Consider the following 24,528-nt stretch of genomic DNA (forward strand, 5'->3'; position numbering starts at 1 on the left):
GACTATGCCCTCTGAAGGCTGGCGAGTCGACACCTATCCATAATAAGCGCCATTGGCTCTAGATCAGGGTAACGATAAAGCATAGACAGCTTTATAGGGTATCCCATTTCATGACAACGTTTTACAAACTCTAATGCGCAATATGTATCTCCACCCAATTGGAAGAAGTTACTCGATTTGTTCAATCCCGTTTGGTTGAGAATGTCACTCCAAACTTTACCAACTTTTATCTCAGTGTCGGTGAGGAGCGGTTTATCCTGCAGAATATTGGACTTCGTCTTTCGGCTAGTCATTTGCGCTAAAGCTTTATGATCGACCTTACCATTTCCTGTAAGTGGTAAGGTATCAAGGAATAAGATACGCTGAGGAACCATATAGCTGGGTAGCAGTTTGCTCAGTAAGTTTTGCACTGTTTCAGCATCTAACAAGGTTTGTTCAGTTTCTAAAACAACAAAAGCGGCCAATGTTTTATCTTTGTTGCCTAGGGCTATGGTAACGGCGCGTTGTATACCATCGATACTATTCAGTGCTACTTCAATCTCGCCGAGTTCAATGCGATATCCACCCACTTTAACCTGTTTATCTTGGCGTCCTAGAAACTCAAGTGTGCCATCGGGCCAATAACAACCCATGTCACCAGTGCGGTACCAAATTTCACCATTAATCTCCAAAAACTGAGCTTGGGTTTTTTGGTCGTCATTAAAATAGCCAAGAGCGACACCGTCTCCACCAATCCAAAGTTCTCCAGCAACCCAATCTGGACAATCACGACCTAAGTCGTCCACGACACGATACTTCTGTCGAGGGAGAGGACGACCATACGGAATAGAACGCCAATGGTCTGATACTTGCTCGACATCACATACGTTTGACCATATGGAAGCTTCCGTCGCACCACCCATAGCGATAAACAATCCATCCGCTCGATGATCACGATAGCGCTGTGGTAAATCTAATCCGATCCAGTCTCCAGATAGCATGGCTAGACGCAGTCTTTCAGGGGCAGAGGATTTGAATGAACTTGCGTAGGTAAGTAGCATATCAAATAAAGCTGGTACGCTATTCCACATTGTTACTTGATGAGATTCGATCGCTTTAACCCAAGCACTCGGATCTCGCCGTTGTTCTTCATCAACTAATACGACGGCGCCTCCGGCTGACAGTAGACCAAAAATATCATAGACCGATAAATCAAAATGTAACGCAGATAGCGCAAGTACTCTATCTTTGTTGTTCACCCTATATTTATCATTTAATGCAATACACGTATTGAGTGCACCTTGGTGAGAAATCACGACGCCTTTCGGTGTACCTGTAGAACCAGAAGTATAAATAATGTAAGCAGGCTCATCTGGTTGTACTCTCTGAGGCTCCATAAGTGGATCTTGTTGGTAAGCAATAGTCCAATCCAAATACTGAAATTCTTGGCTTGTTTTTGGGGTCTGTTCATTTGTTGTATCGATCAGAATTACATTAATTCCGGCACCCTTGTAAATTTTTTCACGCCTCTCTTGGGGCTGGTCAGGAGAGACAGGAACATAAATACCACCTGCATATAAAATGCTCAATACTGAAACAATTTGTCCGATGCCTTTATCCATGGTGACGGCAACTCTATCACCCGGTTTTACCCCTGCTGAAAGTAGGGCACCTGCACAGCACTGTGCATATTGTGCTAATGTTTGATAGTCGATGGAATCTTTGCCATGAATCACAGCGGGTGCAGTAGGGGAGATAATGGCATGTTGCCAGAACCTGTCATGAAGCAGCCCATTGGGAAGCGCATGACTCGCTGCGTCAAGTATAATCGAGCTGCGAATTAACTCCTGATTTCTAGGCAATTTTGCTGCTAGTGTCGTTGTCCAGTTTTCACTCGATTGGCAAAGAGATTCCAGCAGATTGCCGTAGCTTGTCAGCATATTTTGCACCATATCTCGGGGAAACAGGTAATCTAGGCTATCCCAATGCAAGGTAAGCTCACCGTGCTCTATGCAGGCATGTAATGACAACCAAGTATTGGCAGACTGGCGACATCCCCAAATAGGCATACCCAACACACTATCTTGTGCTGTATTAGGAGATAGTTCACTAGAAAACGCGATATTGGCTGGATATCGGTGGCCTTCAGAGAAGTTAGTGAGCTGATGTATAAACTCAAAAATTGGCGTCTGCCTTTGTGTATAAGATTGCTCAAATTGCTGCTGATTGGCTTTTGCTAGTGACAGAAAATCTTGCCCGCTTCCTTGGAAACCAAGAATCAAAGGTTGTGTATGTTGACCAATGAGATGATCAGTCGCGAGCCCTTGATTGAGGTCAATACGTAACATTAAGTCTTGTTGTTTGCTCCAGAGAGACAAGATGGCGGAGAATACGCTGGCGAGTGCAATCTCAGCTCGGATCTTGTATTGCTGACTACATCTGACGAACTCATTCCATTGTATGGATGACAATTTAAGTGTCCGCCTAGTTATGCCTGTGTCTGTGAGTTTGTCTGGTTCACAAATGGTTGGAAGATTAGCTGAAGTGGGCAAAGATAGAACTTGTTCGCGCCAGTAGTCCAAGTTGCTATGCGCATGATCTTGCTCGTCACTTAGTGACTGTTTATGGATGCTCACTACCTGCTCTAAATCGGCAAATTCGGGCGTTTTACCCGCCAATATTTGCTCTAGTTGTTTAAAGAAAAGTGTGACGCTTGGCTGGTCAACGATAATCGAATTAAAGCGCACATGTAGCCTAATTTTACTGTCTGGTAGAAGGCTTAGTTGAGTGGTAATTGTACTTGTACTGTGCTCTGTGACTTGCGCTGTACGAACTTGTTCAAGTTGTTCAGATATCGTTTGTTCAGACTGATGACTTAAGTCCTTGACGGTGATGTCTACGTGACTCTTGGTTGTAAGGAGAATTTGGAAGTTATCACTGATCTCAGCATTTAGCATTGGATGATTGGCGACTAGCATTCTGATAGCGACTTCAAGTCGATCAGCGTCGATATTATGGTAATCATATTCTTGATAAATAAAACTGCTAATAGATTGCTGTTCGGCGCGCTGCCTTTGTATTGCTAGCGTCCAGTTCTGGTTCGAAGACAGCGAAAGTTTAGCGATTGATTGGGCAGATAAAAGCTCGCTTTGGGTCATAATTGAGTCTCGTAAAAAGCAAAAGAGAGTAAAATTGCCCTTAACACTTAATTAAGGGCATAAGTGGTTAGGACTAGAAGTCTACGCTAGCTGATAACATAACAGTGCGTGGAGCGCCTAGCGCAAGGTCAGCATAATGAGTCGTGGTCCAATAGTCTTCATCGGTCACGTTATTAACCGCAAGGCGCCAAGTCACGTTTTTCTCAGCAATCTTGGACTGATAACGCGCACCAAGGTCAAAGATTGTCTCACCAGAAACAGATAGCGTGTTTTGCTCGTTAATATACTGTTTGGACATATATTGGGCTTGGCCAATTAAAGTAAGTTCTCGCATTGTTGGCAGGTTCCACTCCAGGGACAGCTTTGCTTGGACTTTGGGCACCTTCGGGGCTTGTTTTCCTTGTGTATTGTCATCTGCGGACTTGGTGAGCTCGGCATCGGTATAAGCTATGCCGCCAGCCAAAGAATAGTCTTCCCATAGGGTGCCATAAAAGCCCCACTCAACCCCTCGATTACGCTGCTCTGCATCGTAAGAAAGTGTGTTGTCTTTTTCGTATTCCCCCGGTTCTTTGGTCTCAAATACGCTCAGTGTATGGGCAAAGGTGTTCAAATCCAGCTTTAGGCCCACTTCAGTTTGTTTCGTTTTCTGCGGAGCGAAGCTTTCACCATAATTGGTGTACTGGGTCTTTGTGACAGTTGTTCCATTGGTAAGCCCCTCCGCATAGTTGGCATACAAAGAAACGGTAGGCGAGAACTTATATAAAGCGGCAATAGCTGGTGTAATGGCGCTTTCTTTTAGTTTAGTCATGGGTGGGGTACTTCCATTTGTACCCACGGCATTTCTGTAGTCGACACTTTGATGTCTTATGCCAAGTGTTAAAAGGAAAGTCTCATTAGCAAAGGACAAAGTATCGGCAATGCCGTAGCTTACTTGGGTAGAATCAACCGGAAGTTCGAAGGAGTTATAGCTTTGATTTTCAACTATCCATGAAGGGTTGTAGATATTGGTTTCCCCTGTATTAGAACTCATAGCTCTAGTAGGAGAATCTTTCTTATCTTCATTGAAATAGGTGCTGTTAATAACTAACTGATGTTCTACCGGACCAGTGCTAAAATTACTGCGAACACCAATTTCACCAGAAGTGCGCGTACTCTTAAGATCGACAGAACCTTGAGTAATCTTTAGATTTCCCTCTGAGTCAGTCAGTTCTATAATCGACGGAATATTTGACTTAAAATCGGTGCGGCTAGCCCCTATGGCCGTATAGGTTGTGATATGTGAGTTAATGTCTAGCTCACCACGAACCATGATCCCTTTATCTTGACTATCGTTATAGGCCCAATCAGGTGCAAGGGCAGTATTAGAAGAAGGCGGAGATGGCAATTCTGTCACATTGCTTCCTACACTTAAGCCTCGAGTGGGGCCGTCAACATGTTCTTTACTAATGTATAAATCTGCTTCTATCATGGCATTATTGCCTCGCCAATCAAGCCCTAGTGAAGCAAGTTGAGATTGTTTCTCTTGATTATCTACGGAGGCGTCACCATCTCGAAATACGCCATTAAAACGCAGACCAAATTGGTTGTCGGAACCGAAACGCCGGCCCAGATCAAGATGGCCTCCAAATTGCGAGTCGGACATATAAGTGCCAGTAAAAGAGGTTGTGGGGGTTTCTTGGGCGCGCTTGGGCACAAGGTTAATCGCACCGCCGACCGAACCATTTGGCGGCATGCCGTTTAGCAGGGAAGAAGGCCCTTTCAGTACATCAATACGCTGGTACATTTCTGGTGTACTACGGTAGTATGGGGCAATGCCGTACAAGCCATTAAACATCATATCGCCAACAGCGGAATCAAACCCACGTATTTTAATGCTTTCAAGATTGAGCCCTGTGGCACCACTAGTAAAGACCGATGGATCAGAGGCTGAAATTACCTCGGAGATATCTTGGGCATGCTGATCTTGTATTTGCTTTTCGGTATAGCCAATCGTATTAAAAGGCGTCTCCATAAAGTCTTTATCCCCTAACATTCCCATGTTGCTAGTGGTCGATATTTGTCCAGCCGCATAAGCTTTGTTTGCTTGGCCGTATACTGTTATTGATTCGTCAGCTTGTTCTTCTGCATGTGCAAGGCTGACTGGCAACGCTGCAGTACCAAATTGAACCGCAACTAAGAGTGCGATTCGGCTTGGGCTAAGTTTTACATTCAATGTGTTGTTTTCTGGGCAAGTCGCTATCTTTTGATAGTGAAAAGTCATGTGGTAATTCCTTTATTAAGTATAATTTGGCTCACTCCTACGCTTTTAAACGCGGGTTTATGCTTGCTGGGCTTCTTGTGGCCCAGCTTTTTTTATTAAATTTGTCTATTAGCTTTGATAGCCTTTGATGATGTCATCAATGACAATTTGCAATGAGGTCACACTGGCTGAGGTGATGTACCAAGCATCCGCATCAACAAAAACGACATTTCCATTTTTCCATGCTTTGGTGTCACGCAATAGTGGATTTGCCAAGTGTTGCACGTCAATGGTGGGTTTGCCCTCCATTACAGCAGTACGGTCGATAATATAAAGAATGTCAGGATTAGTTTGGTTGATGAACTCACTGGAAATGGGTTGGCCATGCAAGCTTGCTTCAACTTCTGTGCTCGCGGGTTTCACCCCAAGGATGTCGAAGACAAAACCATAACGAGACTCAATGCCAAATGAGCTGAAGGCGCCGTTGTTGTGCATCACGACTAGGGCTTTTTCTGATCGTTGCGTAGTAAGCTCCCTTACTTGCTCTACTTTGGCATCTATCTCCGCTACTTTTTGTTTTGCAAGTTCTTGCTTGTCAAAAATTTCACCTAGCTCAATGAGGTGATTTTTTATAACTTCGACGTGGTGCCCTTTACTATTGCGGTAGTCAATATCGAAATGAAGGGTAGGAGCAAGTTGTGATAGTTCCTCATATTGATTTGCATGAAGTGGGGTCATCAGTACCAAATCTGGCTTGAGTGCGTAAATTTTTTCCATGTTTGGTTGTACAATTGCGCCTAGATCTGCAATTTTAGAGTCGTTTTTGTACTTCGATAAAAAATGTGGCACGAAATCTTTTACCATACCTGCGACGGGAACATTCAATTGATCTAAGAAATCCACCTCGTTCATATCAAGCGCAGCGACACGTTGTGGTCGATTAGATATAGTGGTTTCACCCATATTGTGTTTGATCACAATCGGCGCCTCCAATGGCTGAATTTGTTGCGGTTGAGTCGCTTGTTGTTCGCAGCCAGTTAGACCGGCAAGTGATCCACAGGCCAATGCAACAGCCAAGGTAAGAGTGCTCCTAAACATGGATGATCTCCTTTTTGTTATCAGTGGGTGACCAATAAATGGTCAAGTCGTTTTCTCTATAGATGACTTCTTGCTCTCAGTGTTATGAAAAGGAAATACCCCCCACAGAGAACGTTGACCAAGATAGAGATTGTCGTTTTATAGTTAAATAGGTGCTCAACCATCAGTTGGGCAGTTAAAAACATTACAGTTGCGATACAACATGCGATGGGCAATATGTGAGTATGTCGCGTACGATCACAGACGCGATAAGCAATATTGGCAATAAAAATACCCATGAATGCAGTTGGACCGATAAGACTAGTCGAAATGGCGACTAAAACAGCCACAATTGAAAAATACTTTGGAATGTAGTGAGCATGGTTGAGCCCTAATGATGTGGCTTGATCTCGACCAAGCGCAATAATGTCTAACTCACGTGCCCACTTTGGAGCAAACATACCCAACAGAGCGACTGTGCCAATGGCAAACAAAAGAGTGGAAGGATTAGCTCTCTCAAATGATGTGTAGCTCAGTCCCTGAAAAATAGAGAACTCTCCCGGACTTATCCGCAGTTGAATAAATTGGGCAAGTGTGGTCAGTACCATAGTGATCACGAAACCAATTAGTAGCACTTGGTGCATATCTTGTTTGAATCTATTTAAAACCCAGTGCTGAATCGCAAATGAATACAATAAAATAAGTAGTGTTGAAACAGCGAAATTACCAAGAGTACCAAGGGCTGCAATACCAGCCGCGCCTGCCATCAATAAAATAAGCGCCTGCCATACCAGATAAATTGATTCGTATCCCATGATAGATGGAGTTAAAATACGATTATTGGCTAAGGTTTGAAATATCACCGCTGATATGGCAACACAGCTTCCACCGATGATAATGGCACTTAACTTTATCAGCCTCTTAGGGATAATGTAATTGAAATCTAAGCCAGAATTAGCTAGGACAAAGGTTAAAGACAACATGCTGACCAGTGCCAAGCAAACAATAAGGTTTAAGTGGCGTGATATCAATGTCTTACTCCTTTGATAAGCAGCATCAAAAAAATCACCCCACCGAGAGCACTGGCGGTTAGACCGATTGGAACCTCAAATGGGAATATGATCAATCGACTAACGATGTCACAGAATATCAATAGTGCAGCACCACCCAAGGCGACGATAGGAAGTGTGTTTTTTAGGTGATCTCCATATCTCATAGCAACAAGGTTAGGGATAACTAGGCCGACGAAGTGAATAGCACCGACCGTTACGACAGTGATGGCAATGGTCGTTGAGACAAGTATTAAACCGAGTGCTGCCATTGCTCCGTAGTTTATGCCTAAGTTAGATGCCATATCTTCACCCATTCCCATTACTGTAAATCGGTGGGCATAAAGGTAAGTCAAAAGAGTGATAGGTAAAATGAAGTAGATAATTTCATAATGACCTTGGACGACTTTAGAGAAGTCGCCAATCAACCATCCCGTCATGCTTTGCAAAATATTATTTTGATAGGCGTAAAATTCAGCTAGGGCACTAAGTACACTACCGAACATTAAACCAATAACGGGAACCAATGCTGAATTACTGAATTTAATTTTGCGCACTATTGCGATGTAGATAAGGCCAGCAGCAAAACAGAAAATGACAGCGAAGATCATACGGTCGAGTTTATCCGATGAGGGAAGAACGACAATCGAGACTAAAATACCTAGTTTTGCAGCATCAAGGCCCCCTGTAGTACCAGGTTCTACAAAACGGTTTCTAACAATGTGTTGAAGAATAACCCCACATGTTGCTAACCCTGCACCAGTGAGAATCAGAGCAATAAGTCTTGGCAGCCGACTTGCTGTTATAGGTAACCAAGCTTGCTCGTTTAGGCTTATCAGTAAAGGCCAATCAATTTGACTTGCGCCAATAAAAACAGAAGCAAAGCATAGTAGTGAGAATGAGAAAAATATACGAGGTGTCACTTTATACCTACTCTGAAACCCAAGTTAATATATTTATAAAGCACTTAGAGTTAGGCGAATAAATCCATAGTTTTAATATGGCTAAGATGTGAAAATTAAGAACGATAAAAGCACTTTTGTACGCATATATAACTGGAAAAATAATCACGCTTAAACTCTCAATTCATCATTTAAAGTAGGGGAAATCTGATAGCTAAAGAAGCTACTAATAGATTTTTTTATAAGCACAGTTACAAAATTTATATTAATAAAATTATTCACTTGACGAAAAATATCAATCTAAATGATAATCAATACTATCATCATTATCTTTGTTGCGTAAGCAAATTTACACCTATTTTTAAAAAATCTAAACAATAGCATTACATATGCACAAAATGTGAATCAGGATGAACATGTATAACGTTAAAAATGAACAAAAGGCCTTACTATCAATTAGTGAACATGAAGAACAGGTATGGATGAAGCAACTGCAAGATCCTGAGAGTCAAGAATGGAAAGTTTTTCCCTATACTATTGACTTTTTTGATGATTCCGGGGTGATGGAGGAAGCGGTTAAAAAGTTGGTTTTAACTGATTTTAAGCTAAATTTGCGTTTTGGCTTTTCTGAGGATTTTGAACTTGAGAAGTGGCACTCAAAAGAAACAGAGCAGTTTTTAGACGTCAGACAAATAGCAGATGACGATGTGTCGGACTCAGTATTTAACTTGGCAACCACTGCATGGGAGCCCGAAAATCAGTCTCCGTTTAAGGTATACATTTTACAAACAACGCAAGCGCACTATTTATGTATTGCTATTCACCCAATATTAAATGATAACCTTTGCGTTGATGATATCGTTAGTTGTCTCGAAGCAAACTATCAAGCAATAAGTAGTTCAAGTGTTCCTCAAAAATTAAATCCAAAGCCAGTTAATCTAATACAAGGTAAAGACGAAACCGTTTGTAACAGTAACATCGAGCAGATTATTTTAGATGAGTTTAAAGCAAGCCTTAACGATCCTAATGTTGAATTGGATGATGACTTTTTTGAAGTCGGCGGTCACTCGCTTCTCGCGACTAGGATTATTGGTAATCTCATTACTAATCATGGCATAGAGATAAGCTTTAATGACTTTTTTAAGTCTCCTAGCGCTCAAGCGCTTGCTCTTTGTGCCAATCAAGTCAAGGTAACGGCAGAAAAGATCAACTCCTCGACTACTCCGTTAGTGTCTGATCTCCAACGTCCCTTGTCTCTTGCCCAAAGCTTCTTATGGGATGCGCATATCGCAACTGGTCAATGTGCGATCTTTAACTTGCCCTTTGCTATACGCTTTGACGCTGACGTTGATGAGCTGGCATTCAAGCATGCGTTTAACGATTTGATGATTCGTCATACTGGTTTAAGAACCTTGTTTGTCGGTAGGGGGAGCCGTATTGAACAACATGTTATTGACGAAAGAGATTTGGCGGAATACTCATGGTTTTGGGGAAGCGGAGAGTCTGCTGGTGCCAGTTTAGAGTCTGAAGCTGGCTATGTATTCGACCTATCGAAAGAACTCGGGTTACGTATTCGATTTTTTAGGGACAAACAGACCAACCAACAAACCTTATCTTTCCTTATTCATCATATGATTATTGATGAATGGTCACTAAATAACTTAATGCCAGAGCTTTCTCATGCTTATTTGGCTCGTCTCCAAGGGCAGTCTCCTACATGGGATAAGCCGGCTTATAGCATAGATGAGTATGCACTTACACAAGGTTCTCGAGGTCCAAATCAAGATGATATTCGCTATTGGGTCAATCACTTACAGGATGCGACACCAGGTCTAAACCTGAGAAATTCATTGCCCGAGCAATTGAATGAAACCGTTAATCCTATTGCGGCGAACTGGGTAGAAATTGACCTCGGTATTGATGCGCATAGGGTCGTTTCTGGGCTCGCTAGAGAGTATAACTCATCGACCTTTAGTGTCGTGTATTCGGCTATTGCAAAGGCGCTACATTCTGTTGGCGATCTGAAGGATTTAGTTATTGGTACATCAGCATCTGGTCGTGATGATGCTAAGTATTTCGATTCAGTAGGATACTTTACCACTATGGTTGCCCACCGTATTCAATTTAAGCCCGAACAAGGCTTTGAAGAACTGGTTGAAGATGTGACCCGGACGATTAATGATTCTATGCAGCACGCAACCGTACCTATCGATATCGTACAGCGTGAGCTGGGGTTAGATCCTAAAAATGGTTTACTTTTTGATGTTTATGCCCAAATTCATGCGGATAATGCGCTTTACGGCTCATTACAAAAACCAAATGGTGAGTCGGTCTCTTATCAGCAGATCCTACCTAACAAAACAGAATCATTGTTCGGCCTTCACTTTGAAATTATGGAAAACCTTGTGGGTAGCGAACGGTCTTTACGCTTAATTGTAACTTACCAAACAGCGCGCTATAGCAAGGAACAGATTTTGGAAATTGGTAGCAAAATGAAGTCAATCCTAACATCTAAGATGGTTGAAAATCCCCAAGTAGCCTAATAGTTAACGCATTAGTCTATGCATTCTTTTTTAGGCTATTGCGTTTTACGTGCCCTGGTTTTGACTGACCTAACACCATTATTCATCGTGTATTTGTTCAATTGGGGCACTTTCTCTTCGTATCATGGAAATTACGATGTTATTAGAAAATAAAAATGTACTGCTTGTTGGTGCAGCAACCGGAATTGGTTTATCTGTATTGGAAAGTTTGCTCCGTGAAGGTGCAAGAGTCATAGTGGCTGACAAACAAATAGAATTACTTGTTAGTAATACTGAACGGTTAGCACATACCTATCCTGACAAGTTTGAATGCCATTGGCTGGATTTGTCGAACCAAGAGGAAGTCACGGAGCGTGTAGAAGTTTGGCAAAAGCAGTGCCCTTTTGATCATTTAGTATGCTGTGCAGGCATGCTGCATGTTGGTGCCTTACATGAGTTACCGATGGAAGTGGTGAAACAGACCTTTGATGTGAATACGTTTGGTGTTCTTGCTCTTATGAGATCCGTCGCTAGTTCAATGAAATTTAGAAAAACAGGTGCCATGGTAATTGTTGGATCAAATGCTGCTAATACTCCAAGACATTCAATCGGTGCTTATGGTGCATCAAAGGCAGCCTTACATATGATGGTAAAATGCATGGGGATAGAGCTTGCGCCTTTTGGTATACGTTGCAATATAGTGAGTCCTGGTTCGACAGATACGCCGATGCAAAGGCAACTTTGGACCGAGAGCTATGGAGAAACTGAAGTCATAGCAGGGGACTCTAGTCAATTTCGTCTGGGAATTCCGCTTGCAAAATTGGCTGAGCCCCAAGATATAGCTAACGCCATTTTGTTTTTGCTTTCTGATGCAGCTGGCCACATCACAATGCACGATTTGAGAGTCGATGGTGGGGCAACTCTTGATAACTGATTCTAATATCAGCAGAGTAGTGTCCAAGTATCTAGCTCTATCTTATTACTCGATATAAATCACATTTATAGATTTGTGACTGTTGTTTATCTTTGATAAATCTTAGTTTGTTTTATATTCGTCTACCTTACTGAATCTATGGTGCGCCTATGGGTATATGGTTAGTCGTCAAAAAATGGTTTGAGTCGCATGTCTTTCATATTAGCAATAAAAATATTTTTATTTTAAGCGTTTTGTATGTTGGGCTTTCATGGTGGCTGCTTTGGCTTGCTGGCGAAGCTGATCTGACACTAAACGGCTCACAGTTTATGTATTATTTGATGGTGACCGCCTCAACTGTAGGTTATGGCGATTTATCACCTTCATCGAATGCAGGTAAATGGGTTGTTGCGTTATTTGTCATTCCGGGCGGTTTAAGTTTATTTGCAGCGGTTTTGGGGCGAGCGGCATCTGGAGCAATAGAGTATTGGCGGGCAGGTATATTAGGTAAGCGGAGAATTAGGATGGATAACCACATATTACTTTTGGGTTGGAATGGCCAGCGTACAATACACCTCATTCGTATGTTGCAGCATGAAGAAGAAGGGAAACGCCCGATAGTGTTGTGCTGTCGGTCTGAGATTGAAAATCCGTTGCCTGGTCAAATTGGCTTTGTCAAAGTGACCAGTTACACCGATTCACAAGAAATGAAACTAACCAATGTGGGCGAGGCAAGCTGCATCATTGTTGATAATCTTGAAGATGATATTACTTTATCAGCTGCTCTCTATTGCGCCAATATCAACCCTAACGCTCATCTTTTGGCGTATTTTAAAGATGAAGCCTTAGGCCATTTACTCAGTCAGCATTGCCCAAAAGCGGAATGCATTCCAGCGGTGGGCGCTGAAATGCTTGCTAAATCGGCGGTAGATCCAGGCTCCAGTGCACTCCACCAAGAGCTACTCGCTTCCACTCGAGGTATGACACAATATTCTGTGCTTTACCCACAAGACGCCGCTGACACTCGTGTTGAATCTCTTTTCACATTTATAAAGAAAGAATACCAAGCGACGCTGATCGCCATAGATACTGGCTCTGGTATTAAGCTTAACCCTGAATTGGCAACCTCTGTGTCAGCGGGCAGCCGTTTATTTTATATCGCTGATGAGCGTATAGATGTTTTTAACTGGAAGTTATTGAAGGAAAAGTAGTGACAAGGCTGTAGGCCTATCCATACGTGCAGACAGTTCAATAATCAACCAATATTTAGTTTATTACCTGACTTATATAATTATTTGAAATGAGATTATCGGTCTTCTTTTGGTTGTTTTGTGTAATGAAACCCATCTGTAGTAAGCACATTTCTATTAATAACAATGTTGCTTAATCCCAGAAACGAGATGCTGGTTACAAAAACATGCAATTATCAATATTATCTTTGCATTATTTTTCCTATTTATTATTCTTTCGTATTTTTCTGAAATAAAAATAAGATGGAAATAATAACTATATGAAAGCTAAAATATTGTCAGTGGCTATAGGACTAATAACATTTTCTGGCGCGTATGCTCAAAGCTCTGATTCAGCACAAAGAATGGTCAGTCCGAGAATCGTTGGAGGCAGTCCAGCAGATAAAGTAGATTGGCCTTTTATGACTTACCTTAAACGCAGTGATGGCTATTCTTGCGGTGGTAGTTATATTGGAGGGCGATATGTGTTGACTGCCGCTCATTGCGTTTATGGACTTAGTGCGAGTGATCTGAGTCTTTATGTTGGTCTTTATGATCTGAATGATAAAGACACTTCGCATTCGAGGCTGGCTGCAACTGCCTATTATATGCATCCGGGATATAGGGATGGCGGGGTTGATAATGATATTGCAATTATTGAGCTTGAAAATGACATTGTGGCTCCAAAAGTGAACCTTGCTTCTTTTAGTGATGCTAACAATCTTACCACAACAGATGTTTTTTCCGTTGCGGGCTGGGGGAGACTCTCGGAGAACGGCTTTGGACCTGACCAATTACATCAGGTTGATATCCCCTTCGTTGATAAAGCGACTTGCCAGAACATAGGAAAAATTTATGAAGACAAATGGTATTATTCTGACATTGGCGATGATGCTATCTGTGCAGGTTTAGAGGACGGTGGTAAGGATTCATGCGAAGGTGACAGTGGCGGACCTTTAGTCATTAAAGAGAATGGCGGATACAAGCAGTATGGTGTTGTCAGTTGGGGAGATGGTTGCGCTAGAGATAATGCCTATGGTGTTTATGCCAACGTCGGTTACTTTAATCAAAGTGGTAAGTTCATAGAAAAGTATACTGCTGGTGTCAGCTACACACAAAATACAATCTTTATGTCTAAAGCAGAGAAACGCCGTGTCAGTTTGCCATTAACTAATCGCAGTAATGAACGCTTTGATATTAGGTCAATAACTTGGCCTGACGGCGTTACTGAAGTGGCAAACAGCTGTACAACAACTATAGAGATTGGTGATACGTGTACCATTGATGTGGACGTGGATGCCGCTGCAGCCTTCCCTGCAGGTCAAGATACTGCGAATATTCAGATCGAAACTGATCATACAGTGGTAAGTGAGTTGTCTATGAACATGGTCTATATCACTGAAAAGAAACAGGAAGGCTCTGGAAAATCAGGTGGTTCGACTTCTTTGGCGATGATACTACTAGCAATGTTTGGCTTTGGTTTACGAGCTAAAAGACAGCGCTAATACAGAGCACCTTTAAACCTATGGTTGAAGACAAACAAAAAGCCGGCGTTTTTAGCGCCGGCTTTTACGTTACATATCTTGATCGACCAGTAAGGCGCCGCGAGCAGTGAGTCCACACAGCATAGGTGGAATGGCATTGAAGATTTCTTCAAATTGCTCTAGGCCTTCAATCCCTTGTTCGTCTAGTGTTGCGAGGCAAGTTTCTGGGTCATAAAGCATACTAATCGATAACAAAACGCCACCGAGTAACGCGTTGTCTTCGCTGTTTTCAGGCATGATAGCTTCCCAGTCATCTTTAGTTAACTGCCAGCCTTGAAGTAAACCTTCACAAAAATCGCGAGCTTGTTGGTTTACAATATCGGCATCATCAAGTTTACACTTTTCTGGCCAGACCCATTGGTCTTCAAGAAGGTCTGGGCGATATTCGTTCCACATTGCAATCACTAATTCAATGTAGCTCTCGAGCTGCTCACCATCGCCAAATGGTGACACTTCTTCACCTCCCCAAAGAAAAGGAATCCATTCTTGAGGGGGAAGCAGGTTAGGTGCGGCTGCCATGGCAGTTACAAAACCTTGAGTCTTAGGTTCGTTGATAAGTCTATCTTTTAGCTCGGGTTGGGCGAGTATTTCGTTTAGTGTCAAAGTAAATACCAAGCGGTCATGTCAATTTGAGATAATATTAACAGTCCAAACCAGACATAAAAAGGCCACAGCCTGCGTATATTCGCTATAATTTAAGCCAAACGGTAAAAATTCAAAGGCTTATGGAAATACGTTCTTCGCTAAAAAGAAAGAGCTTTTTAGCCCTCACTGTGTATTTAGCCATCGTGATTGCGATCATTGGTTCAGTGAGCTATCTCGTTGTTGAGCCACCAATTAGAGAGCAATTGGAAAAGAATCTCGACTTGAGAACCGAGTTGATTGCGAGTGAAATAGAAGAGCCGCTCAATAGCTCCGTTGGTATTTTGCAGAGCGTGGTTGGTATTGGTAATACAGATGAATCTCAGGTACATCAGGTAGAAATGCTTTACGAGCTATTTTCAGTGCTTGATGGCGTGGTGGTTAGTGGTGGGCTTTGGCCAATACCATACTCAATTGATAAGAAAAAAGCTTATAGCAGTTTGTTCTTTAACCGTGCTAGCGATGGTCTAGTCGATCAGGTTTTTTCATGGGATAACCCTGAATCCGGTGGTTATGACAATGAGATATGGTATACCGCTGTTGTTGATAAACCTCCTGGCACAGTGATTTGGTCGCAAGTGTATATCGACCCCTTTACCCACGTGCAAATGATCACGGCATCATCACCTTATTTTCAGGACGGTGAGCCAGCTGGCGTGGCGACCATAGATGTCTCATTAGAGAGTTTGGTCGAATTTGTTAGTGAACATGCTCAAGATTATGAGTTAGGTATTGTACTGAGAGACTCTTACGGTGATGTTATTACCGACTACAATTTTCAGGTTGTAAAAAACATTTACATGAGCAGTACAGAATTTGGCGATTTTCAGTGGAATATAGACGTTGTGAATGCCAATCGCCTAGTGGATGAAGAAGCGTTTTATGTGGTAACAAAAGTCGAAGCGGGCATCATTCCCATAATGCTGATGTGTGTGGTAATGGGGTATGTGCTCATCAATCGTTTCCTTATTTCTCCAATTGTGCTCATCGCTGAAAAAGTCAATGACTCGCGAACCGGAGCCATCGATGTGCGCTACAATAGCCAAGATGAAATTCGCCAACTGATTGATAACTTTAATCAAAAAACCAAATTCTTAGAACAAGAAAAACAAAAAGCGCAGGCTTCGACAAAAGCCAAAAGTGCCTTCTTGGCAACACTGTCTCACGAGATTCGAACACCTATGAACGGCGTACTGGGTACGGCGCAAATATTAATGAAAACCGACTTAAGCAAAGAGCAGCTGAAGCATATGAAAACCTTGTATGATTCGGGCGATCATATGATGACCTTACTTAATGAAATTCTAGACTTCTCAAAAATCGAGCAAGGCTTCTTGGAATTGGAAGAGCATCCATTCCCGCTCGAGTCTATATTGGGCAGCGTGAACAGCGTCTACTTTACTTTGTGTGCTGAAAAAGGACTGCAATTTAAAGTCTACTCTGAGGTTCCTCAGGGTCGTTGGTATATGTCAGATAAAGCGCGTCTTCGCCAAGTCTTGTTTAATCTTCTTAATAACGCGGTAAAATTTACATCACGTGGTTATGTGGAAGTCTATTTTCGCGAGTTCAGTCAACAAAGTCGTAACTTTTTAGAAATTAAGGTCCGTGATACCGGTATAGGGATTGCCAAAGAAGCACATAACAAAATCTTTAGTCCATTTGAACAGGCAGAATCATCGACAACGAGGCGATTTGGCGGCACCGGTCTTGGTCTTGCAATCGTCAAACAAATCTCAGAGCTCATGGGTGGGGAGATAACGGTAACCAGTGAGCTTGGTATCGGGACGAGCTTTAAAGTCACCTTGGGTATGGCACCTTGTGAGCCACATTCTCTTGAAATAGAAGAGCACAAGAACCTCAATTATCAGGGCTTAAAAGCGCTTATCGTTGAAGATAACCGAACCAATGCCATCATTATGAACACCTTTATGACGAGCAAAGGCTTTGAGTGTGAAGTGGCTGAGAATGGTGAGATTTGTTTAGAAAAGCTGGTAAACAATAATTACGATTTAATTTTAATGGATAATCACATGCCGATCATGGACGGTGTTGAAGCGACCATAGCGATTAGGGCATTAACCAGTTCAAAGGCAAAAATCGTTATACTAGGTTGTACAGCTGACGTGTTTAAAGAGACTCGCGAGCGTATGGTCGGTTCTGGGGTTGATTATGTCATTTCCAAACCTATTGATGAAACAGAGCTTGATGATGCCTTGTATCGTTTTTCTGACCGTTTATACCAATACAAGCCGGGCCTGAGAGAGAAAAAAGAAGTAGAGCCACAACATATGGAGCCTCTTCTGGTTAACTTTTTTATGGCTCTAGATGATAAAGATTTTGTGAATGCTGAAGAGTATTTCCAACGAATAAGAAACGAAATTGCTAATCCAAAAGATGATTTATTGATACAAACCCTTAATGCGGTACAAGAGAAACTCTCTCATAAAGAAGCGCCAGCTCAGTCTGATTTAGATGTTCTTACTGTTTCTCTTAACGACTACTGCGGTTAGACATCTATAATGCTTCAAAGCTAAAGAGCGGAGAAAATCCGCTCGAATCAGCTATTAAATAATCAAACGATCAACGAGCAAGACTTTTTTTCCGAAAGAAGCTTGACCTACCCCAATAGAATCATTAAATTAGCGCCTCGTTGGTTATCGAAATCAACCACAATTTATTTCGGTGAGTTGTCCGAGTGGCTGAAGGAGCACGCCTGGAAAGTGTGTATACGGCAACGTATCGAGAGTTCGAATCTCTCACTCACCGCCACATTCAAAACCCTAGCAGAAATGCTGGGGTTTGTTGTATTTGGTGGAGATATTACTCCTCTGTGTCAATACCATCCTAAATTTTTCAATGTTTTAGTTGTATGCTCGTGCAAGTTTACCCACACCACTGATGTGATATGAATGACAATCACAGGTGATAAATGCCGACTCTCCCTTTTCTAACCTCACTGAATGCTGCTCAGTCTCAATCAATATTTGTCCTTCGATGCAGAACAGTACTTCTGCACTTCTTATATAGAAGACTTGCTGCTCGGCTGTCGATAACACAATATCAAAACAAAAATCATCAACAGGGATAGGATAAGTGAGCCGAAAAGGTTTTTCTATTGGCGACATAATTAAGCGAGAAGCTTGGGTCGGCCTTACAGACAGATTATTGATAAGCTCTTTGATATCAATGTGCTTTTTAGTAAGGCCTGCTCTTAGTACGTTGTCTGAGTTGGCCATGATTTCTAAAGCGGTACCTGATAGATAGGCATGAGGTGTTTGAGCATGAAGAAACATGGCTTCTCCGGGCGCTAACTCAACAATGTTTAGCAATAAAGGTGCAAATAATCCCACATCGCCTTGATAGTGAGCCATTAATATTTTTATTGTCTGCCATGCCTCTTTTGCTAAACGACTTTTTGGGGGCATTTCAACCGCAAGTGTCAGCTCAGACAGTGCGCTTTGTTTGTCGTCACCGGCAAGGGTAAGTATCTTTGTAAACAAGGAACCTAGACTAGCTTCATTAGGCTGGTCTCTGAGCATTTGAAGCAATGGCCTTAAAGGTTGAATATTCGCTTCTTCAAACAGATGAATGATTTCATCAATAGGCCTAAAACCATTTAAAGCAGAAAAAAACGTTAAAGCATAGACGAGCTCAGGCTTATGGTTGGAATCCTTGTAGTTGCGATTATTGGCGTTAATAGGGATGCCAAGTTCATTTTCGCGTTGGAAACCAGCCTCGGCTTGTTGTTTATTTGGGTGAACTTGAATAGATAAGGGTGAATCTGCTGCGATAACCTTAAGCAGATAGGGAAGTTTGCCATAGCGCAGAGCGGTATAGCTACCGAGCATTGTGGTTGAGTTGCCTGACAGTAATGCTGTGAGACTAATGTCTTGATCTAAAACACGGGAGCACCCACCTGGGTGGGCGCCCATCCACATTTCGGCTTGTGGTTTATGGTCAGGGTTTTCGACATTAAACATCTCATGCAATGACCTTATACTTCCCCAAGAGTAGGTTTGAATAACATTATTGAGCTTATAAACAGACATATAGGTTATTCCCTTAATCCTTAACAACCGAGAGTGACTAAACACCTTTATTAATCAACATCTAACAACCACTTCTGTGCAGGCGTTAATCGGCTTGCAGTGTGTTTGGTGAGCCATTTTTTCTGGTCTTGCTGAGGCACATCATCACGGTCAATATACAAACCATGTAATACTCGACGCCGCGTCCCTGCATAGTTGATGGTTCCGCCATGCCAGGTATGTGCGTTAAAAATCATCACACTGCCGGCAGGGCACTCTAGGTAGACTTGATCTGGGTGCTCGCTGTCAACATTGTCTAGCACCTCTTCCGGCAGCTCTTTTCGAAGGTGGGTGCTAGGAATGATGCGTGGTGCGCCATTTTCGCGTGTTAAGTCGTCTACTGCCCAAATTGAATTCACCAGATGGACTTTAGGAAAGTCCGGTCGCGGCTTTTTCCAATCGGCATGGAGTGGTTGGTGGCCACAATCAGGGTGGGCTTCTCTAGCATTAAGGCTTGAGATTTTGAAGCCACCACCAAAAATATGCTTACATGCTGCGAGTGCCAGTGGGTGTGCCCAGACTTTTTCCCATACCGTTCCTTTATTGATAAGGTTGGCAACTCGAGTAACCCCTTCTTCTTGATGGTGCTCAATAGCGAGGTTTTCACCTTCGCGTTCGACTAACATGTCGATGGTGCGGCGCATTTCTTGGAGCCAATCTGGATCCACAACGTTTTCGATGATAGTAAAGCCAAGCGTATCAAGCTCTCGCTTCATTTTCTCAGAGAGCTCTAGGTCAGCACCTAGTGCGTTTAAATACTGTTGAGCGGTTTGTGTCATGATGGGTACCTTCTCAAGTTATTGGGTTCTGACTTCGATAACCAAATTAATTGACTGAGCAAAGTATTTAAGCAGGGTAATTGTTCGAAAAGCTGGACTTTTGTTGGCTTTAATGGAAAGTGTGATTTATAACGTATCCTATTTTTATCGGCTCGATTATTGTGTTTAAAGTTAAACAGGACAACGTTTTCAAGCGTTAAAATAGAAAATATTGTTACCCGACAGACAAGACATAATGATCGATTATGCTAGATAAAAAATATTTACATGACGCCCTCAACCACTACGCAAAGCACACTGAAAATATCAGCCATGTTTTCTTCGCAGGGAGCTTGCCTAAACCACCCCAGTTGGCGTATCAGGTTCATTTTCCGCGGGTGGAAATGGTATTAATAGGTGAGCTAGATATGGAGGTCGGCAGCAATCAGGGGACCGATACTCGCTGTACGTTAAAGCAGGGAGGAGTGCTGTATTTACCAGCAGAAAGTTGGAATAAACCACTGTGGGATAAACCAGTTGTCACTCTGACGGTTATGGCGGGCAAGCAAAGCTTTGGTATGAGTTTGTTAAGTTGGGATGGTCAGCAGTTTGACTCAGCGATTAAAGAAAGTGTTTTTCGTCGCGGGCCAAGAATTGGGGCTTGCATTCTCAACGCGATAGAAGAAGCTATCAAGCAGCCTGAAAGTCAAGAAACGAAGCGCCTGCTGATAAGCAGCTTGCTTAGCCATATTCTGGATCTTATTGAGAGGCCAGTGGAGACCATCTCGAAAAGTCACGCACTGTTTGAAGCAGTGAGAGAACATCTAGAACAGCATTATCATGAGCCGTTGACACGGGAGTCTGTAGCTCAGCACTTTTATGTTTCTCCTAATTATTTATCGCAATTATTTCAGAAAGAAGGTCAACTTAAATTTAACGAATACCTAAATCATGTTCGCCTTGAGCGGGCTAAGTACTTACTGATTGAATACGACATGAAAGTGAAGGAAGTGGCGCATCGCTGTGGATTTAAAGACAGTAACTATTTTTGTCGGGTGTTTAGAAACCAAACCGCACGATCTCCATCGGAGTATCGCACGCAGTATTTGAGTTCTAGCATTAAAGTTGGTGGTTAAAGGATCAATTCGGCGTTGGGCGGAGCATTACGTATTTTTTCAATTGCTTGCAGAACCTGAGTGCTGTTTTTTAAAAAATGGGCGATGGAGCAACGGACAATGCGTGTATGACTAAATCGTTCAACTCCCTCGATATTGATATCTGCGATGATAACAGCCACATCTGCTTCACCAATCACGTTTTCTTCAAGGTGATTCTCACTACCTAATGCGCCTTGGGTTTCAACCGATATATTGTAGCCCGCTTTCTTGCAGGTTTTTTCAAGTACTTCGGCGGCCATATAGGTATGTGCTACGCCACTAATACATGCGGTAACTCCCACGATCTTCATATTGGCGCTCCCTGTTTATATTGTTTGGTTTTAGGCAGTGATGTCACTGCCATTTGACCTTAACCCATACCATTTGTGTTCAAATTGTTAACTTTTGACACTATAAATGGAATTAAAATCACGTAATTGTTGATGTTGAATTCGATTAAATAGCGAATCGAATCTGCATCGTACTCAGTTGCGAGAGCGTTAAAAACAAAGCTCTATTCGATATCATCTATCTAAAGTGGAATTCTTTGAGGCACTGACTGATGGCATTTTTGCTTTCAGTAAAATGCAGACCATGCTGCGCAAGCTTGTTTGTGTTCAAGCGTACATCTCGTGTTCTTGGTGCATCATTGACTTCTAGTATGTCTGATAAACGTGCTTGCTGACCAAGTTCAGTGAGGATGTGTTGTGCTATTTCAAACCTGCTGGCTGAGTTGTGTGCACCCGTATGATAGGTGCCATACGGAATCGTAAAGATCCTTGGAAATTGTTCAATAAGCTCATGAACATAAGTCAGTCCTCGAAATTCATTGCTACGCTCTTTCATGACTTGACCATTGATAAGCGCTTGCAGAGCATTCCATATCACGTTGGGGTTAATACTGGTGTGACGCTCTGGTAAGCCAAATAACCATGTGAAGCGTAGAATCCATACCTCATCGAGGATAGTGAGTAGTTTTTGCTCTGCTTCGAGTTTGTTCTGCCCATATACGGTATCAGGAATGGGTTGATCCGTTTCGCTGTATGGGCCGGCTTCAGGGTTACCGTTAAATACCTGCTCTGTAGAAATAAAAACCAGCTTTGAGCCATACTGCTTACATGCATTCGCCACGTTAATTGCGCCTTGCACATTTACCTTGTAGGCAAGATCAGGATGCTGGTTACAAAAATCCGTAGCGGCGATGGCGGCGGCGTGAATCACATAGTCAGGCTTAAATTCAGCAAATGCTTTTGTTACAGCGTCATTGTCTGTGATATCAAGTTGGTCAGAGCCTAAACCGAGTATATCAAACTCTGCTTTATATCGATTGATAAAGCGAGTACCGAAAAAGCCCTTTGCGCCGGTAATGAGTATTTTGGGGGTCACAATGATTCTCCTGCTGTGACTTGGTAGTCAAATCCTAGCTATGTAGAAGGATGTAAATTCAATCGGGGCCTGTACGATAGCGAGAGACTCTCGGCCCCTATCAATTTAATGATATGTATATAACGTCTACCTAAGCCGTAGATTTGGACAAATGAGCTTCTATTTTGCTCATCACGACGTCGGCACGCTTTACTGCATCGCTTACGCCAATGCGAACAATGGTTTTACCTTCAAAGCGTTGGCTGTTTTTAATATCTATGTCTTTGGTTAGAATAACGATATCTGCTGCCTTAATGTCCTCTTCCGTGAGCTCATTTTCTATACCAATCGAGCCTTGGGTCTCTACTTTACATTGCCAGCCTTTCGCTTTTGCTGCAGCTTCGATAGCTTCTGCTGCCATGTAGGTATGTGCAACGCCTGAGGGGCATGCTGTGACTGCCACAATATGAGTCATAATCTTGTTCCTTATCTTTATTTGTATAGCAAGGATTTTATGGCGCTAAAGGCCAGCTTCCTTTGAATGAGTTCAGCCGATTTCAATATCTAGGTCGATATCGTCGGACTCTTCTTCAGCCTCTTCAATGACTGGTCGGCGAGCTTTTAAGAAGTTGACCAGCAATGCGGTGACAAATGAGCCCACAGCCAAAGCGAGGATAAAACCTATGCGACCATCGACGACAGGCAAAACGATCAGACCGCCCCATGCGGCATAGCTTTCTACACCAATCAGAGCTGCGGTTACCGCGCCAGTGGCAGTACCAATCATAATCGAAGGAATAACGCGAATAGGATCGCCTGCAGCGAACGGAATGGCACCTTCTGTGATCCCCATAGTGCCCATGAGGATGGATGCTCGGCCAGCTTCTTGTTCGCTTGAGTCATAGAGCTTTTTGTTTAAAAACGTCGCAAGGCCCATACCGATTGGTGGAATGGCGATAGCGACAGAGGATATACCTGCAACATTATAAATACCCTCACCAACACACAAAATGACAAAGGCAAACGCCACTTTGTTGACTGGACCACCCATATCAAAGGCGATCATGCCGCCCATAATGATGGCCAGTAGAATAATGCTCTCGTTTTGCATGCTTTTTAAAAAGTCGGTTAATGCAGCGGTTGCATTACCAATAGGTTCACCGATACCCCATACAATCGCGCCAGCGGTAATAAAGGTGCCTATAATGGGTATGACAAAAATCGGCATGATAGAGCGTGCAAACGGTGGGACTTTTATCTTTTTCAAATAAAACACCACAATGCCGCCGAGCAGACCCGCAAAAATTGCCCCAAAAAAGCCTGTGTTATACATATTAGCGCCGATAAATGCGGCGATTGCAGATGGAGCAAGCGCAGAGCGATCTGCAATGGAGTAACCGATATAAGCGGCCAGAATCGGTATCATGAGCTGAAAACCCGCGACACCTATGGAAAAGAGGTCGTGCAATCTTGTTCCTTCCTTTGGCACAGCCCCTTCACCATATAACATCACAGAGGTTGCGAGCAGAATTCCGCCTGCGACAACGAATGGGATCATATGGGATACGCCTGTCATCAGGTGTCGTCTGGTGTCCTTCAAAATAGTGATTAAATCGTTCATAGACCTGTCCTTGTGGCCAAAATGTTTCTATTGGATCGGTTTCACTGAGGTTCAGCGGATTGAGCTTTGAAGCTAATATTGTGAGCATTTGTGCTGTCTAGTTAGAGGATTTTTGTGCTATTTGCTGGACTTTTGTTAGGCTTTAGGAAAAATTTGATCTCTATCTACATTCTTGTCCAGAATCATTTTTATCGCTAAAAACCAAAAAAACACCCACCAATCAATAGAATAAATATCACAATTGCTGTATCGCCCTAGTTTTAGGTCTAGATAAAATACATTGGA

Annotated in this window: 18 protein-coding genes and 1 tRNA gene; 7 read left to right on the top strand and 12 right to left on the bottom strand. The window is 42.6% G+C overall.

Annotated elements, in window-relative coordinates; genetic code table 11:
- Window positions 1–2 precede the first annotated feature (2 nt).
- The 5 genes from MHN79_RS00825 to MHN79_RS00845 form a co-directional block, all read right to left on the bottom strand.
- On the bottom strand, window positions 3–3,137 hold the full coding sequence (locus MHN79_RS00825) for an amino acid adenylation domain-containing protein (RefSeq protein WP_239171277.1): 3,135 nt from the start codon (window positions 3,135–3,137) through the stop codon (window positions 3–5).
- Window positions 3,138–3,210: 73 nt separating this feature from the next.
- Entirely contained in the window at window positions 3,211–5,397 is a 2,187-nt protein-coding gene (locus MHN79_RS00830) for a TonB-dependent receptor (RefSeq protein WP_239171278.1), read from the bottom strand.
- A 108-nt stretch (window positions 5,398–5,505) separates the two neighbouring features.
- Window positions 5,506–6,474: a siderophore ABC transporter substrate-binding protein gene (locus MHN79_RS00835; protein WP_239171279.1), complete on the bottom strand. Its 969-nt coding sequence runs from the start codon at window positions 6,472–6,474 to the stop codon at window positions 5,506–5,508.
- Between the two features lie 56 nt (window positions 6,475–6,530).
- Window positions 6,531–7,484: an iron chelate uptake ABC transporter family permease subunit gene (locus tag MHN79_RS00840; RefSeq protein WP_275435831.1), complete on the bottom strand. Its 954-nt coding sequence runs from the start codon at window positions 7,482–7,484 to the stop codon at window positions 6,531–6,533.
- Window positions 7,481–8,425: an iron chelate uptake ABC transporter family permease subunit gene (locus tag MHN79_RS00845; protein ID WP_160926774.1), complete on the bottom strand. Its 945-nt coding sequence runs from the start codon at window positions 8,423–8,425 to the stop codon at window positions 7,481–7,483. Before MHN79_RS00845 ends, MHN79_RS00840 begins: the two co-directional genes overlap by 4 nt.
- Window positions 8,426–8,820: 395 nt before the next feature.
- Between MHN79_RS00845 and MHN79_RS00850 the strand changes: the two genes are divergently transcribed.
- The 4 genes from MHN79_RS00850 (at window position 8,821) to MHN79_RS00865 (ending at window position 14,573) form a co-directional block, all read left to right on the top strand.
- Window positions 8,821–10,947 (top strand): condensation domain-containing protein, encoded by a 2,127-nt coding sequence (locus MHN79_RS00850; RefSeq protein WP_239171280.1) that lies wholly within the window; start codon window positions 8,821–8,823, stop codon window positions 10,945–10,947.
- Between the two features lie 136 nt (window positions 10,948–11,083).
- A complete protein-coding gene (locus tag MHN79_RS00855; protein ID WP_239171281.1) occupies window positions 11,084–11,860 on the top strand; it encodes a 2,3-dihydro-2,3-dihydroxybenzoate dehydrogenase in 777 nt (258 codons plus the stop codon).
- 149 nt (window positions 11,861–12,009) lie between these two features.
- Window positions 12,010–13,050 carry an ion channel gene (locus MHN79_RS00860; protein WP_239171282.1) on the top strand — a complete coding sequence of 347 codons (1,041 nt, stop codon included), beginning with the start codon at window positions 12,010–12,012 and terminating at the stop codon, window positions 13,048–13,050.
- Window positions 13,051–13,349: 299 nt separating this feature from the next.
- Complete coding sequence (locus MHN79_RS00865) at window positions 13,350–14,573, top strand: serine protease (RefSeq protein ID WP_239171283.1); 1,224 nt, start codon at window positions 13,350–13,352, stop codon at window positions 14,571–14,573.
- 69 nt (window positions 14,574–14,642) lie between these two features.
- On the opposite strand, the gene MHN79_RS00870 is transcribed toward MHN79_RS00865, so the two are convergent.
- On the bottom strand, window positions 14,643–15,215 hold the full coding sequence (locus tag MHN79_RS00870) for a UPF0149 family protein (protein ID WP_239171284.1): 573 nt from the start codon (window positions 15,213–15,215) through the stop codon (window positions 14,643–14,645).
- 122 nt (window positions 15,216–15,337) lie between these two features.
- Here MHN79_RS00870 and MHN79_RS00875 point away from each other — a divergent pair, with 122 nt between their 5' ends.
- Together MHN79_RS00875 and MHN79_RS00880 are read left to right on the top strand one after the other, a co-directional pair.
- On the top strand, window positions 15,338–17,764 hold the full coding sequence (locus tag MHN79_RS00875) for a hybrid sensor histidine kinase/response regulator (RefSeq protein WP_239171285.1): 2,427 nt from the start codon (window positions 15,338–15,340) through the stop codon (window positions 17,762–17,764).
- A 171-nt stretch (window positions 17,765–17,935) separates the two neighbouring features.
- Window positions 17,936–18,023: transfer RNA gene (locus MHN79_RS00880), tRNA-Ser, on the top strand.
- Between the two features lie 92 nt (window positions 18,024–18,115).
- On the opposite strand, the gene manA is transcribed toward MHN79_RS00880, so the two are convergent.
- The gene (gene manA / locus MHN79_RS00885) at window positions 18,116–19,303 is read right to left on the bottom strand and encodes a mannose-6-phosphate isomerase, class I (protein WP_239171286.1); all 1,188 of its coding nucleotides are present in this window, start codon (window positions 19,301–19,303) and stop codon (window positions 18,116–18,118) included.
- Window positions 19,304–19,353: 50 nt separating this feature from the next.
- A complete protein-coding gene (locus tag MHN79_RS00890) occupies window positions 19,354–20,121 on the bottom strand; it encodes a phytanoyl-CoA dioxygenase family protein (RefSeq protein WP_160926790.1) in 768 nt (255 codons plus the stop codon).
- Between the two features lie 245 nt (window positions 20,122–20,366).
- Between MHN79_RS00890 and MHN79_RS00895 the strand changes: the two genes are divergently transcribed.
- Window positions 20,367–21,236, top strand: coding sequence for an AraC family transcriptional regulator (locus tag MHN79_RS00895; protein ID WP_239171287.1), 870 nt, complete (start codon window positions 20,367–20,369; stop codon window positions 21,234–21,236).
- Here MHN79_RS00895 and MHN79_RS00900 read toward each other — a convergent pair.
- The 4 genes from MHN79_RS00900 to MHN79_RS00915 form a co-directional block, all read right to left on the bottom strand.
- On the bottom strand, window positions 21,233–21,568 hold the full coding sequence (locus MHN79_RS00900) for a fructose PTS transporter subunit IIB (protein ID WP_160926794.1): 336 nt from the start codon (window positions 21,566–21,568) through the stop codon (window positions 21,233–21,235). The two genes, MHN79_RS00895 and MHN79_RS00900, sit on opposite strands and share 4 nt — an antisense overlap.
- A 217-nt stretch (window positions 21,569–21,785) precedes the next feature.
- Window positions 21,786–22,643, bottom strand: coding sequence for an NAD(P)-dependent oxidoreductase (locus MHN79_RS00905; RefSeq protein WP_239171288.1), 858 nt, complete (start codon window positions 22,641–22,643; stop codon window positions 21,786–21,788).
- A gap of 130 nt (window positions 22,644–22,773) precedes the next feature.
- Window positions 22,774–23,097, bottom strand: a complete 324-nt coding sequence (locus MHN79_RS00910; RefSeq protein WP_239171289.1) for a PTS fructose-like transporter subunit IIB — start codon at window positions 23,095–23,097, stop codon at window positions 22,774–22,776.
- A 72-nt stretch (window positions 23,098–23,169) separates the two neighbouring features.
- Complete coding sequence (locus MHN79_RS00915) at window positions 23,170–24,243, bottom strand: PTS fructose transporter subunit EIIC (RefSeq protein ID WP_239171290.1); 1,074 nt, start codon at window positions 24,241–24,243, stop codon at window positions 23,170–23,172.
- Window positions 24,244–24,528 lie beyond the last annotated feature (285 nt).

This window comes from Vibrio sp. Of14-4, from assembly GCF_022347625.1.
Lineage (GTDB): Bacteria > Pseudomonadota > Gammaproteobacteria > Enterobacterales > Vibrionaceae > Vibrio > Vibrio pristinus.

Bases quoted from the DNA above. Each gene is read 5' to 3' on its own strand.
- MHN79_RS00825 (WP_239171277.1), bottom strand. From the start codon at position 3,137: ATGACCCAAAGCGAGCTTTTATCTGCCCAATCAATCGCTAAACTTTCG.
- MHN79_RS00830 (WP_239171278.1), bottom strand. From the start codon at position 5,397: ATGACTTTTCACTATCAAAAGATAGCGACTTGCCCAGAAAACAACACA.
- MHN79_RS00835 (WP_239171279.1), bottom strand. From the start codon at position 6,474: ATGTTTAGGAGCACTCTTACCTTGGCTGTTGCATTGGCCTGTGGATCA.
- MHN79_RS00850 (WP_239171280.1), top strand. From the start codon at position 8,821: ATGTATAACGTTAAAAATGAACAAAAGGCCTTACTATCAATTAGTGAA.
- MHN79_RS00855 (WP_239171281.1), top strand. From the start codon at position 11,084: ATGTTATTAGAAAATAAAAATGTACTGCTTGTTGGTGCAGCAACCGGA.
- MHN79_RS00860 (WP_239171282.1), top strand. From the start codon at position 12,010: ATGGGTATATGGTTAGTCGTCAAAAAATGGTTTGAGTCGCATGTCTTT.
- MHN79_RS00865 (WP_239171283.1), top strand. From the start codon at position 13,350: ATGAAAGCTAAAATATTGTCAGTGGCTATAGGACTAATAACATTTTCT.
- MHN79_RS00875 (WP_239171285.1), top strand. From the start codon at position 15,338: ATGGAAATACGTTCTTCGCTAAAAAGAAAGAGCTTTTTAGCCCTCACT.
- manA (WP_239171286.1), bottom strand. From the start codon at position 19,303: ATGTCTGTTTATAAGCTCAATAATGTTATTCAAACCTACTCTTGGGGA.
- MHN79_RS00890 (WP_160926790.1), bottom strand. From the start codon at position 20,121: ATGACACAAACCGCTCAACAGTATTTAAACGCACTAGGTGCTGACCTA.
- MHN79_RS00895 (WP_239171287.1), top strand. From the start codon at position 20,367: ATGCTAGATAAAAAATATTTACATGACGCCCTCAACCACTACGCAAAG.
- MHN79_RS00900 (WP_160926794.1), bottom strand. From the start codon at position 21,568: ATGAAGATCGTGGGAGTTACCGCATGTATTAGTGGCGTAGCACATACC.
- MHN79_RS00910 (WP_239171289.1), bottom strand. From the start codon at position 23,097: ATGACTCATATTGTGGCAGTCACAGCATGCCCCTCAGGCGTTGCACAT.
- MHN79_RS00915 (WP_239171290.1), bottom strand. From the start codon at position 24,243: ATGAACGATTTAATCACTATTTTGAAGGACACCAGACGACACCTGATG.